General features: G+C 46.6%; 8 protein-coding genes. 2 read left to right on the top strand and 6 right to left on the bottom strand.

Features of this window, described 5'->3' with window-relative positions; translation table 11 throughout:
* Positions 1 to 115: 115 nt before the first annotated feature.
* Positions 116 to 541 (top strand): HNH endonuclease, encoded by a 426-nt coding sequence (locus KO518_RS18615; protein ID WP_216027352.1) that lies wholly within the window; start codon positions 116 to 118, stop codon positions 539 to 541.
* A 48-nt stretch (positions 542 to 589) separates the two neighbouring features.
* Here the strand turns inward: KO518_RS18615 and KO518_RS18620 are convergent, their stop codons facing one another.
* The 6 genes from KO518_RS18620 to KO518_RS18645 form a co-directional block, all read right to left on the bottom strand.
* Positions 590 to 2827, bottom strand: a complete 2238-nt coding sequence (locus KO518_RS18620; protein ID WP_216027353.1) for an EAL domain-containing protein — start codon at positions 2825 to 2827, stop codon at positions 590 to 592.
* 241 nt (positions 2828 to 3068) lie between these two features.
* Positions 3069 to 4775, bottom strand: coding sequence for a class I SAM-dependent methyltransferase (locus tag KO518_RS18625; RefSeq protein WP_216027354.1), 1707 nt, complete (start codon positions 4773 to 4775; stop codon positions 3069 to 3071).
* A gap of 221 nt (positions 4776 to 4996) precedes the next feature.
* A complete protein-coding gene (locus tag KO518_RS18630) occupies positions 4997 to 5887 on the bottom strand; it encodes a dienelactone hydrolase family protein (RefSeq protein WP_216027355.1) in 891 nt (296 codons plus the stop codon).
* Between the two features lie 133 nt (positions 5888 to 6020).
* Entirely contained in the window at positions 6021 to 7517 is a 1497-nt protein-coding gene (locus KO518_RS18635; protein ID WP_216027356.1) for a tryptophan halogenase family protein, read from the bottom strand.
* Positions 7514 to 9091, bottom strand: a complete 1578-nt coding sequence (locus KO518_RS18640) for a tryptophan halogenase family protein (protein ID WP_371742365.1) — start codon at positions 9089 to 9091, stop codon at positions 7514 to 7516. The genes KO518_RS18635 and KO518_RS18640 overlap by 4 nt, the downstream gene beginning before the upstream one ends.
* Positions 9092 to 9201: 110 nt before the next feature.
* Positions 9202 to 12132, bottom strand: coding sequence for a TonB-dependent receptor (locus tag KO518_RS18645; protein ID WP_252736312.1), 2931 nt, complete (start codon positions 12130 to 12132; stop codon positions 9202 to 9204).
* 522 nt (positions 12133 to 12654) lie between these two features.
* Here KO518_RS18645 and KO518_RS18650 point away from each other — a divergent pair.
* Positions 12655 to 13992 carry a GH1 family beta-glucosidase gene (locus KO518_RS18650; RefSeq protein WP_216027359.1) on the top strand — a complete coding sequence of 446 codons (1338 nt, stop codon included), beginning with the start codon at positions 12655 to 12657 and terminating at the stop codon, positions 13990 to 13992.
* Positions 13993 to 14000 lie beyond the last annotated feature (8 nt).

The following is a 14000-nucleotide window of genomic DNA, read 5'->3' on the forward strand; positions in this document are numbered from 1 at the left end:
TAAGTTGACCAGTATTCATGCCCTGCGCTTGATATACTCGTATTGACACTTTAATCTACATTAATAGATACCGCACGGACCGCTCTAGCTACACATCAAGAGGGAAGGATACCCAATGACCATACGCGTAACACTACAGCAAAACGGCAAAACGACTCGCAAGGAATACCGCACCCACAAAAGTGCTATTCGCAATATTAAACGCTGGTTTGAAACTAACAGCGGCATAGCCATGGTGTATGAACCGGGCAGCGAACCAGTGGTTTACAACCATGCACACGAACTGCCCTATCATGAGCATTCCCAACAAACTGACTTTTACAGTTCTCAGGCCTGGCTGGCGCTGAGATTCAAAGTGCTCAACAATGCCAAGCGCTGCTGCAAACTGTGTGGCATTACACCTGATGAGGGTGCCACACTACATGTAGATCATATCAAGGCTCGCAGCTTGTATCCTGAACTCGCACTGGAAGAAAGTAACCTGCAAATTCTGTGTGAGAAATGTAACAAAGGGAAGATGACGAGTGAGAGTAGGATATAGCTTTCTTTAAAACACCTTGATGTCTGCCCCTAATAACCCGGGCTACGCTTACGCTTGAATTTTTGCCTCGGCTAACCAATGCTCAAGTGGAGCCGGTTTACCAAACAGGTAGCCTTGAAAAATTTTAAACCCCATGCTCTTTAATACATCGAGTTGCGCATGGGTTTCAACGCCCTCCGCAATGGTTTGCATATCCAGGCTTTTTGCCAGATCCAATGTCATTTTAACGATTTTTCGATGACGTTCCGAGGTTTCCACTCTTTCAACAAAATCCCTGTCGACTTTAATCACGCTTGCTGACATATCGATAAGCTGAGAAAGTGACGCGTGACCGGTTCCAAAGTCGTCAATAATGATTGTTGCGCCCACATTCGCTAGTGACGTTAACCGCCGTTTTGTCTCAATGTGACTGGCGAGTACCGAGGTTTCCGTAAGCTCTAATTTAAGGCGCTGTCGCAATTCAGGGCTTTCAGAATATCGCCGCAGTAATTTTTCATAGAATAAATCGTTAAGGAGCTCAGGGCCCGATAAATTGATAGCCAGGGGCACATGCGGTAAGCGGGTTGGCCAGTTTTCAAGCAAATCAAGCGCCCCATCTATAACCTTCTGAGTAAACAGCACTTCCCATTTATTCTGTTCAACAACAGGCAGAAATTGATAAGGTTGTAGTATTTTATTTGAATCAAGTTCTCTTAATCTTGCCAGTATTTCATAGCCCACTGTGATGCCATCAATAGACACCTGAGGCTGCAAATACAATGCCAGACAACCGTTGTCGAGTAGTTTCTTAATTTTGTCTTTTTGCTGGTTATTCTCTTTAATAAGCTTAACGGCGTTCATACTAAACGAAACGTAAGGGGTCAAATCATCGCTCTGACTCAATGCAATGGCACAACATTCAGCTGCTGCGTCCACACCAATATCCGTTACCACATGATGATGCCCCGCGCGCCATACCAATGGGAGGTCAACACTCCCCTTTGGTAAGCCCATTACTATGCTACTGGGCAAACGAGTTTCCAGAAACTGCTTAATATCCAGCGAAGAAAGCTGCTTTTCGTCCATGGTGAAGAGGAATTTCGCGCCGGGAAAGTGGTATACGGATGTGTCGCGCGCAACATCTCTTTGCAACAGTGGTACCACGGATGAAAGTAATTTATCACCCAGGTTATAGCCATACTGAAGGTTTATCTCGCGCAGATTTGCTAATTTCAGCAATACAATATGGCGATGAAAAATACTTTCTCTCGACTCGACTTTTTTCCAGTAGTGGTGGTTTTTCATCCCGGTAAGTTCATGAGTGTAGAGTTTCTCAAATTGTTTTTTCTTAAACGCGTCGAATTCTCTCTGGCTCTTCTTACTTTCTGTCAAATCGTAACAGTGAATTAGCTGTTTTTTGTGATGCTGCAAACTCGCGGGTTGAATTCTATACTCGTGCTCCGGCGCACCGCAAATGGATGCTTGCTGATTGATACCCCGGGTAATAGGTAGGGTAATAGAAAAGAGATCCTGGAGATACTCACATTCCGGGTGATATTTTTTTATTAGCGCCCTTGCTGCTTTGTTGGCCTGTAATATTCTTCCCTTATCATCGCAGAAAAATGAAGGTGTGCCGCCGTTGTTGAAGATCTCCTGATAACCATTCACTAATTTATTGAGTTTTTTACTCTGCATTAAATTGTGTTCAGACTGCTTCTCTAATGAAGCCATGACACGTAATACCGCCATGGGAACGCAGAAGTTAAAGAATAGGAAGATGAGCGAAGCCAGGTAGGTATGCGTATGAGGAAGCGCAATTTCGATACCAAAGAGCGGCGGCAACCTTGTATTGTTGACCAGAAAATAAAAGGGCAATAAATTTAATAACATAACAACACAAGCGGCTTTTACCCCATACAATACGCGGACGAGAATAGGTAAAGTAAACAGCATTAACAAACCGTACCGTGACGACACCAAATCGACGGTAAAAAACATAATGCACAATGAGGCCGCCAGCACGGAAATAACAAGGAAAGCCGACGCTATTTTTATATGTTTCAAACCTATTGATAGGGTTGTGATGAGAAATACAGTGAACCCTACGGTTAAGTACAAGATGTAGTAAAGCTCTTGCACATAAGCAGTATATGATGAATGAACCACTATCACAGACGTGAGCAATACGGTAATGAGGAGTGTTGTACGTAAAACACTAAGGCGCCAAATATCAGCATCAGTAGTTTTTAAGTTGTTGTCGTTGAGTAAAAGGTAATTTTTTAGAATTTTTATTGTTTTAGAAATCACTAGTAAACCACTGACCTTGTTAAAATTTATACTAGCTGCCTGTATTTTTACACTATAACCATATTGGGGAATTTACAATAGGAATAATTGTCAGGTAGAGGAAGAGAGTTTTATTAAACAGAGAGCTCTCAGCGACTGGGCGGTTACTCTTTGCCCCCACAAGCTTCAAACGACAACAACCTATACAGAAAAGATGTTGTATTGATGTAGTCCGTCGGCATTTATATGAAACGCTGCATTGCTACCATTCAGCAAGTTGCTGAAAATCTTTTATTCTATCTCGCTGAATAGTCATGGCTTCAAAAACCTCATCAAAGCTTCGATTACTGGCAGTGAGATTTGGCAGTGCCAGATTGGCCTGTATGAAAAATTCGTCCTGCTGTTCCAGCCATGCTTGTTGCCACCATTCAGTAATAAGCGCACGACTGTTCATCATTCTGACAGAACTTGGCAACTTGTCTGACTTTATCGCATTAATCTGCGTTTTTGTTGGCAGTAAATTCCACAAATCATTATTCGGCCAGCGCGCAAAAGGCATGGCGTGATCAATGGCGTAATTCCCCTTTGAAATCCTATTCCCAGACCAACAACAATTCACGTTGTCGGCAACAAGAAGATCGTCGACTCGTCTTCTAATTTTACTGGTAGACCTTTTAGGGTTCTCCCACGACAAAGCTTCCAACAATTCATTTTTTGTAAAACTAACATTGCGTTTCTGGCAGTAGCCTTCCATTAAAGATACCCACTCGTTGACAAGTGATGGTTCTATCCATGCACTAAAGCGCGAGAGTGAATCCCAGATGTAGGTAGGAACGTAGAACTTCCCAAGGGAACAAAGGAACGAACTGTCCAGAGTAAGCATTGCGCTCGGCCGTTTAGCTTTGCCTTTCTCCACGCCAAAAATGGGCGTACTCGACCCTGGTAGGGTGGTATAGAAAACCGGCATCTCTTCAATGAGGGTGGCCGCGTGTTTAATGGTATAAAAAACGGCTTGGGCAAGTGCTGCTTCTCTGTAAGCAGCACCTATGTAAAAGTCACTTGCCGTATACGAGGTAAGTTGTTTCCAGCCGCTATCTTTTATGAACCCAAGCCCTCTGGATTGGCCGTGCTGAGGGATCTCATAATGATCAACAAGCGGTTTAAACAGCCTTACCCAATATAGCGCCACTAGGCCAAGAGGTAGCGCAACCCGGTGTTTCCCTCTTTCGATAACAGCTCCTGGGTGGCCTTCAGCTATGCGAAGCAATGTACGCAATAAGGCGACTTTGTATGTAGAAGACTTACTGTCATTCATGATGATATTGCGAAGAAGGGGGAACGCTCCTGAACCATCATCGGGTAAAGTGAGTAAAACGGTTTGCCAGCTAACTTCTTTCCGTCCTAATTCATCATGCTTATGCTGATGATTGAGCAACTTGAACGTTAAGCCAAACTGCTTAGCGAACGTTGCTAATTCGTCTGCTGAGACCTGATACATGATACGCTCGTCGTTACAGGGGCCATGACGAAGGGAAATAACGATTTTGCCGTTTGCTTTCAGAAGTGAGCTAATTTTCCGTATGCACCTTTCACGCTCGGAAGGGGGAACATGCATCCACACTGCGCTGAGTAAAATGAGGTCAAACTTAATATCGAGATTAAAGACTTTTTCCAGTTTGGGAAGACTATCGTTCAACCAGTGAACGTTCTCTTTTACCGTATATTGTTGTGCTCTTTCACGAATACCAATGGACGGTTCCACAGCAAAAACCGTTAACCCTTTTGCTGCTAAATGGCGGGCGTCGCGGCCAGAACCTGCGCCTATGTCTAATGCCATGCCACTTTCAGGTACGTATTGCAGCCAGTCTTTGTGAACTTGTTCAAAGGGAACACTGTTATATTGTTCACTCAAGCTGGCTGCGTATTTGGAGTAATAATCTGTGTGATCAACAGGCGGCTTTTTCGTCATTGGTAACCAAGAATACTGTCATTTCAAGGTAATAAGGCTTTCTTTTTAACATGTTGACTATCGTATGACCAGATAGTGTTATGAGTAGCGTTGCACCGCAAAAAGACAATACTATCACACCTGCACAGGACAGTGTTGTTTCCCGCTCAGGCCGAGTAGAGCCTTACGTCAACTGTGGAAACGCCAGCCTGCTGAATCTCAGAAAACTGGCTTTACAGCACTCAGTACGATGCTTTTAACCCTTTTTCCAGAATAGTCAGCATTCTGCTCCAGGCAATATCCGCCTGCTTTTCGTTGTACACCCGTGAATCTGGTGGTGTCCAGCCGTGCAATGTACCCGGATATACAGCGATATCAGCATGAATATCCGCTTTCTCGTAAGCCTCTTTTAGCAGAGGTTCCATTTTAGGGCTTTTTTCTGCGTCATTTTCTGCAATGGCATGCAGTGCCAATGCGGTGGAATTAGCAACCGTTAAATGAGGGCTGTCATCTTCAGTGGTTGCTATACCACCACCGTGAAAGGTAGCAATGGCACCGACCTCTTGTGGGAATTCTGCTGCAGCGTGCATAGTAAACGTACCGCTCATGCAATAGCCGAGCACGGCTTTTTTCGCTTTATCATCAACCGCATCTTGCTGATTAAGGAAATCAAAAAATGCGCGATTGTCTGAATTCGTATTTTCAGGCGTTAACTTTGCGCGCATGGGCCGTAATATTTCCCAGGCTTCGGGAGCCGGAAATTTAATGCCGTCGGGCAATGCAGCGCCTTTAACATCGCGGTAAAAAGGGTTTACTACCAGCACAGCGTAACCGCTTGCGGCTAACCGCTGCCCCATTAAATCAAACGCAGCACGACGCCCCATAATATCGGTCCACATTACCACCGCAGGGTAAGTGCCCGATTTTGGCGCAGCCAATAAGCAGTCCACTTCGCCATCAGGTGTGGTAACTGTTACCTCGCGACTGGTCACATCACTGGAAGCCATGGCAAATTGAGGAAACGCGGAGACAAACGCACCCAACCCCATTAACTTGTTGAAGTCGCGACGATGTAATTGCCCACCCGCTTTAGCAAACTTTGCTATATCTGATTCAGTTCTGTCGTCGCACATGTATACGCCCTCTTTGTATTTTTGAATTAACGCGCTTGTGTTATAGGTGATAAATCATACTACCACTATCACAAAGTGGGTTCATTCTGTTTGCAAAGTAAAACTGCCTGGCACTTTATGCTACGGCGGTTATCTAGCTTCCCAAATACTGCTTCAAAAAATCGCCATGGGTTGGTAGCGCCTGTACTTGCTGCGATACATGTTGATGCAGCCCGCTCATAAAGCGGGAGAGTTCCTCAGTACTCATTTCATCTGCCACGCGATGGTATTGCTCAGGCAACAAGCCCTGGCCTAACATCACTTGCGTCCAGGAATCCACCCGGAAGATGTCACCGTCGTCTAAAAATACCCGGCCGGTTTCTTTAAACAGGTTAATTTTGTGCGTCAGCGAATTGGGAACAGGCATGCGTTGACAGTGCTGCCAGAAAGGAGAATCGTTACGGTTAGTGACCTTGTAATGCATCACAATAAAATCGAGGATCGCCGCCATCTCGCTATTGTACTTGTTGTTGTATTCATCAATGGCACTTTGGGTTACGCCGTCAAACGGGAACAAGCGCAATAATCTGATGATGCCTGTCATGACTAAATGGATACTGGTCGATTCCAGCGGTTCAATAAAACCACTGGCAAGTCCCAATGCCACACAGTTCTTATTCCAACCAAGGCGACGCTTACCCGGCGTAAACTGGATAACTCGCGGGTCGTTAAGGGGCTTACCGGTTACTTGATCATACAAAGTTTGCTTGGCTTGCTCATCACTCATATAGCGACTGCAGTACACCAGGCCATTCCCCACCCGGTTTTGCAAGGGAATTTGCCATCGCCAGCCCGCATCATGGGCCACCGAGCGGGTATAAGGTGCTGGCGCTTCAACACTTTCTGTTTGCATTGCCACAGCGCGATCGCACGGCAACCAGTGAGACCAGTTTTCGTAACCCGTGTGTAGCGCCTTTTCTATCAACAAACCCTTAAAGCCCGTACAATCTATAAACAAATCACCCGCCAGTTTACGGCCATCGGTTAAGGTTAACGATGTAATATCCCCCGACGTGGCATTCACGTTTACCTGGTCGATATTACCTTCTACATGGGTCACGCCAAGGTTTTCAGCAAACTGACGAAGAAACTTACCGTACGCCACCGCATCGAAGTGGTAAGCAAAGTTGATGGGCATTTTATTGCTAATACCAAACTTGTATTGCTCGGCAGCTTTCAGTTCAAAGCAATAATCACCAAAAGCTGAACTCAACCCTTCCCGTTGTGCCCGCATCCAAAAATGATGGAACTCGCCGGCCCAACATTCCCGCCCGGTAACGCCGAATGAGTGAATGTAAGCATGTTCTGGTTCCCGCCAGTTGGCAAATTCAATACCCAGTTTAAAAGTGGCATTGGTGGCGCGCATAAAAGCCTTTTCATCTATACCGAGTAGCTTGTGAAAAGTGCGAATAGGCGGAATAGTAGCCTCACCCACCCCCACAATACCAATGTCTTTCGACTCCACCAGCGTTACCTTCACAGATTTGCCAATGAGCCGTGATATAGCTGCTGCTGCCATCCAGCCTGCCGTGCCACCACCGGCAATCACGACATTATTCACTCTGTTGGATACGGTATCAGGCTCAATCATAACTGCGCTCCGGATTGCTGTTGATAGCGGTTGCAAATGGCGTTGAGTAACGCCCGGTTGTCGGGTAAACCCTGATTGTACTGTGTCAGCGCTGCCTTTAGCTTGTCGGTGATTACAGTGGCGCGTTTCAGCATGTCGCTGCTTGACGCAAGCGCTGGCGACTGGGTTTGAAAGCCCATGCCATACAGCACAAACTGGTAGCTGGCTGATGGGAAAATTTCTTCGTTCTGAATCACGTCATACCGTGACGGAGGCTGGTATTGCCACAATGCCAACAACTCACGAAGAGGATCAGGCCATGTGGCCGGGTCTCGATGAGCATTCCAGTAAGCATCATTCACTCGCTGATTAATCGCATAATGGAGTTTAATGAAGTCGATGACCCGCGCCCAGCGATAGCTAAAGCGCTCATTATAACGCACGGCCAGCATAGCCATGTGCTCGCGGTTTTGTGGGAATTGATCGCACAACATGCGCACGCCCAGCTCCACCATGGCCACAGCCGAGGCTTCAAGAGGCTCAATAAAACCGCTGGCCATGCCCAGCGACACACAGTTGTTGGTCCAGAATTCCTTGCGATAGCCAGGAGAAAAGCTCAGTTGCCTGCATTGTGCCTGCTCGGCCGCATCAGCAGGTAAACGCTTGGTCAAATAGTGTTTTAAACACTGCTCAATTTGTTCTGGCTTTGCAAAATCGCTGCTGTATACCATGCCCACACCGCGACGGTGTTGCAGACCAATATCCCAACTCCATCCCAACGGATGTGCGGTGGCAATGGTGGTGGAGGCGATGGTGGTGTCCTGTTCATCGTAAGGCACTTGTACTGCCATGGCAGAGTCGTTGAGCAAAATGTCTTTTACTGACTGCCAGGGAACCTTGTAGTGCTTGTCCACCAGAAGTGCAGTCTGACCACTACAATCAATAAACAGGTCGCCATTAAGCGTTTGCCCGCACTGTGTAGTCACCGCTTGTATATCGCCATTGTCTTGACTGATAACGTGTTCAATGTGCGCTTTTACATGCTTGACGCCCAACTGTTTCACACAATGGTCTGCAACCATTTCAGCGAGTTTGGTAGCATCAAAGTGATAACCATAGTTCAACACATAGGCATAATCTGGCGTTGCTAACTGCTTTGGCGCTTTGTGTTGCTCGCACAATTCAGGCTGTAAACAAAAAGCACTGTGGTAGGGCTTAGTGCCATGCAATGCCTGCCAGCAGGCGTGAACATCTATTTCTGTATAGCCTGCAGGGTTGGTAAAAGGGTGGTGATAACAGTCTTGCTCACTACCATCGCGCCAGCCAACAAAGGTAGACCCTTGTTTGAACGATGCCTGGCAATAACTAATGAAAGCCGATTCCGGCAATCCGATTTCCTGCAGTGTGTCTCGCAGAGACGGCCAGGAGCCTTCACCCACGCCAATGGTGCTCACCGCCGGAGATTCAATAAGTGTAATTGCGATACCGCGTTCCCGCTCCCCGCGTTTACCGAGCTTGGCCGCCAACATACCGGCGCACAACCAGCCTGCGGTGCCACCGCCAACAATCACAACGTTTCGAATAGGCGCAATCACCACTGCATCCCCTCACGTAAATTCGTTACAAACGAAACCCACTTTAACGCAAAAAAACGCGGGGCGTCACTTCCCCGCGTCATATCACCTGTTGCTATACATAGCGATGTTTAGAACTTGTAGCGTACACCAACGGCATAACGCGCCCCAAGTTCATCCAGTTTCCACAGCATGGCACTGGTGCGGCCATGACGGCGGGCGTTTTCTTCAGTAATGTTAATACCTTCCAGTGACACCGTCAGATCTTCACTGAAGTCGTAAGACACGCTAAAGTCAATTTGTGAATACGCTTCGGTGTAACCCGGTTCGTTCACATATTGCGAGGTAGTGTCTAAGAACTTATCACGCCAGTTGTATGCGATACGCGCCTGAATCCCTTCTTTTTCATACATCAGGATCAGGTTGGCAGTATCACTCAGGCCAACGAGGGCAAACTGGGTGACCGAAGGATCTGCGTCATTGTCAAAACCGATATCTCCGTTAACCGTGGTGTAGTTACCCATCACACCAAAGCCTGTTTCACCGAAGAAATGTTGTGCCGCCAGCTCGAAGCCATAGATATTGGCAGCGCGGTTATTGACCGGCTTGGAATTGATAAAGGTTGACAGAGGATCATCGGCGTTGGGCAATACATCGTAGGCGGCTTCAAACTGCTCGTCGGTCATAGACGAATAGTCGACACCGTTTTCCATTGCTGCAACCATGTTAAACAGCGAAGTATCGCTCAGTGGAATGCCTAAGCGCTCAAGCTCTGCAGCAGCGGCAATGGCACGAGGACCAGCAGTGGCGTCGCGCAGCCCAAATATATTTTCTTCAACCTGTTCATTACCAATAAAGTTTTTCACTCGCTTATCGTAGAAACCTACTGACACGTAGCTGGTTTCGTCGAAGTAATATTCGAAAGACAGATCCAGGTTATCGGACTCAAGCGGCACCAGCGCCGGGTTACCCGAACTTGCGGTTGCCGTTGCCTCGCCGGTAATCAACGTAGGGCCGCTTGGCGGTGACACCGTAGCGGCTGCACTCAAGTTGTTATAGGTAGGACGAGCGATAGTTTTACTATATGAGAAGCGGGCAATCATGTTTTCCACTACCTCAATATCGAAATCCAACGCAGGTAGGATGTGATCGTAGCTGGAATCAATGCTCACATCTTCCATATCACTACCGAAACGCACGTTAAAATCGTTGTTACCTTCCCAGGCTATTCCACTTGGTAGACTGATATTGGCAATAGACGTGACATCCGTATTTTCATAACGCACACCAGTTAATAAGTTGTACGGCATGCCGTTCAATTCACCGTCTAAATCAAACTCAAAGTATACCGCTACGATATCTTCTTTAATGGTACGGTTAGTGGCAAACGGATTATCAGCAACCAGGTTAAAGCCGTATTCAGATGCCGCGAACGCTCCCAACTCCGCCACACTGCCGGTGTAGCCCTGTGAGAACATACCGGTTGTGTCAAAATCACTGAATTCGTTAGCCAAATCCAGTGGTGTTAGAATACCTGCTGGCAGTTCACCCGGATTTTCGATGCCCCAGTTACCCATAGTATGACGGGTCAGTGATTGCAGCGACGTACTCTCCATGGAGCGAGATTCAATACCGAAATTAATGCTGCCCGCGTCCATATAATATGAACCGTCTAATCGGGCTTGCGTAATTTCTGTATCTTGCAGTGAGTAATTCATATCGAGGATTGACGTACCCACATCATCCTGATCCAGCGTGCCGTTAGGGTTGAGGTTACCTCTCGATACGTCGTCGAAATCCACATACATAATAGGGAAATCACCGCTGAAATCCGCGCCCTGGCCACGAACAACGTTTGCGCCCAGACCTAAGTTAGTCCAAGTGCCATAGGGTGCATCAGGACGTCCTTCTGCAGATGAGTTGTGAATGTCGAAGTTTAACGTCAGGTCGTCATTCACGAAATATTCGATATTCAAGCCGATAGACTTGTTCTCGTTAACCTGGTTTAACTCCTGCATCGCAAGACCGAGGTCACGAGGCATCAAATCACGGCGTTCCTGAGTAATCATAACAGGCGTTTTCACGGTTTCATCGTCAAACGTCAGCTCAGTGAAATACCGGTCGTCCATCCAAATAGACTGTTCAGCTCGCGCTTCAAACAAATCTTGTTTTGAATAGGTGTAATCCAGCGTGGCAACAATGTCTTCTGTTGGCGCAAACTGAAAGGTGAGCTGTGCGTTCGTTCTTTCACGCTCACGGTCGGCCATGAAGTAACGCAAATCAGAAGGAATGGCGAACAACTGCCCCATTTCAGGTGCATTGTTAAGTACGATAGGGTCACCACTATCCGGGTTTGACGGATCTGGCGATTGGGGAATAGAACCATCATATGGGTTGACACGCCACTGGTTTACAAACGCTCCTTGTGACGCACTGTCGCGTTGTTGGAACGAACCGGTGAATGTAAAACCAAACCTTTCGTCTTCACTTAAGAAATTGAACATACCAGACACTTCTGGTGTCACGTCATCGCCTACGCGATTAGTGGTATCTGCCAGGGCTTTGGCACCTATGCTTGCTGAAAAGCCAGTTTCAGTGGCATCAAACGGCCGTGATGTACGAATGTTAATAGATGCGCCAATACCGCCTGTGGCGATACTCGCACGCCCTGTTTTATACACTTCAACGGCGCGAACACTTTCCGATGCCAAATCAGAAAAGTCATATGCGCGAGAATTGGGAGTACCACCACCTCCTGGTAGAGCAGAACCAGGCATTGTTCTACCGTTTAGGGTAACCATGTTGAAATCGGGGCCGAAACCACGGGCCGTGACCTGATTACCTTCACCGTTGTTACGGCTAATGGAAATACCCGTAATACGTTGCAGGGATTCTGCGAGGTTAGTGTCGGGGAATTTACCGATGTCGACTGCAGAGATTGCATCTACAACCCCTGAAGAATCGCGCTTGATACCCATTGATTCCTGAACACTGCCGCGAATACCCGATACCTGAATAACTTCTACATCGTCATTTGCGTCCTGTGCTAGCACCGGGAACATTAAGGTTGTTCCCAGTATTAAAGACAGACTATTCGCAAGTTTGGTTTTCTTAAGAATTGTGTGTGTCACCGTCTTTCTCTCTTCGTTGATGTGCATGAAATAAGCGCTCTCAAGAAAGGGCTTTCTCAACCCTACGCACAAAAATACTCACCCAACAAGAAAGCGCTTTCTCAAGCTATAAGATCAGCAACTCAAGATCAACATATTTTTTACATAAAATACATTCAAGCAATGACAGTCATTAACACACAATAAATGCACATTATAATTTTATTATTATAATTAATTAGTTATGCACAAAATAAATGATTTTTTCTCATTGCCATATTAAATTGCTATTTTTTTCACCCGTTAATTAGTTTACGATAATTTAAAGAAAGCGCTTTCTCGCTATGATTGAGTTGTGCTATAAACCAAACACATTTTGTGCTGCCGGCTTATTCATCATATTTACCGGCAGCATGACAACTAACCGCTCAAGTGAGTCGAATGCATCTCACCTGGCTCTTAGGAACAATCATCATGAAAACAATTAATCTTCCCGAGGACAGCGCACTTCGCAACCGTTCTTTTCTATTCGGTACTGCCACCTCATCGTTTCAAATTGAAGGTGCTGCGGACAGTCGTTTACAATCGATTTGGGATACGTTTTGCGAACAAGAAGGGAAGATTGCTGACAGCAGTAATGGCCTGACGGCTTGCGAACATGTCGCCCGATTCAAAGAAGACGTAGATCTATTAGAAGAACTTGGTGTCGATGCGTACCGTTTTTCTATTTCCTGGCCGCGGGTAATGCAACAAAATGGCGAGCTGAACCCTCAGGGTGTTAAGTTTTACATCGACTTATTAGATGAATTGGCACGTCGTGGCATTAAGGCCTTTGCTACTCTTTATCACTGGGATTTACCACAATACCTGGAGGACAATGGCGGTTGGTTAAATCGGGATACAGCCTATGCGTATCAGCATTATGTTGCCTGTATAGCCGGGGCCCTCGGCCCTCGAGTTCATGCTTACGCTACGTTTAATGAACCGTTCTGCTCTGCTTATCTTGGCTATGAAATCGGTGTACACGCGCCAGGAAAAACAGGTAGAAAGCAAGGCAGAACGGCAGCGCACCACATTTTGCTTGCCCATGGCCTTGGTATGCAAACCCTGCGCGAACACGCCCCCCATGCTCAACATGGCATTGTACTTAATTTCACTCCCTGTTACCCGGTGTCAGAATCTCCCGCCGATCGACTGGCGTCGTTGTATGCCGATGAGTATATCAATCAGTGGTATATGCAACCCGTGATGGAAGGCAAATATCCCCACGTGATAGAAAAACTTGTCCCTGAAGAAAGACCCGATATTCATCCCGGTGATATGGAAACCATCTGCCAACCGCTGGACTTTCTTGGGGTGAATTTTTATACCCGCTTAACGTACTCCGCGCCGCAGGAAGAAGGCGAGCTGTTCAGCGAGCATGAACACCTACCGCCGAAAACCGCTATCGGCTGGGAAATTTATCCACAGGCATTCTATGATCTGCTTACATCGCTCCATGCCCGTTATAACTTACCGCCTATTTACATCACAGAAAACGGTGCGGCAATGCCAGATAAACTGGAAAATGGCGAAATTGCTGATAATGATAGGATTGACTACTACGAAGCTCATTTGCTTGCCTTGTCTAAAGCTATTGATGCCGGCGTTAATGTTTCAGGTTATTTTGCCTGGAGCTTGATGGATAATTTTGAATGGGCTGAAGGCTACGAGATGCGATTTGGATTAATTTACGTTGACTTTGAGACTCAGGAAAGGCTATTCAAGCACAGCGCGTATGCGTATAAGTCGCTATTGTCACAGCGCAAATAGAGGAGTAA

The organism is Aestuariibacter sp. A3R04, from assembly GCF_018860805.1.
In the GTDB taxonomy this organism is placed as follows: domain Bacteria; phylum Pseudomonadota; class Gammaproteobacteria; order Enterobacterales; family Alteromonadaceae; genus Alteromonas.

What these genes read in the sequence shown, in the direction of transcription:
- KO518_RS18615 (WP_216027352.1), top strand. Translation starts at nt 116, where the DNA reads ATGACCATACGCGTAACACTACAGCAAAACGGCAAAACGACTCGCAAG.
- KO518_RS18625 (WP_216027354.1), bottom strand. Translation starts at nt 4,775, where the DNA reads ATGACGAAAAAGCCGCCTGTTGATCACACAGATTATTACTCCAAATAC.
- KO518_RS18630 (WP_216027355.1), bottom strand. Translation starts at nt 5,887, where the DNA reads ATGTGCGACGACAGAACTGAATCAGATATAGCAAAGTTTGCTAAAGCG.
- KO518_RS18635 (WP_216027356.1), bottom strand. Translation starts at nt 7,517, where the DNA reads ATGATTGAGCCTGATACCGTATCCAACAGAGTGAATAATGTCGTGATT.
- KO518_RS18645 (WP_252736312.1), bottom strand. Translation starts at nt 12,132, where the DNA reads ATGTTCCCGGTGCTAGCACAGGACGCAAATGACGATGTAGAAGTTATT.
- KO518_RS18650 (WP_216027359.1), top strand. Translation starts at nt 12,655, where the DNA reads ATGAAAACAATTAATCTTCCCGAGGACAGCGCACTTCGCAACCGTTCT.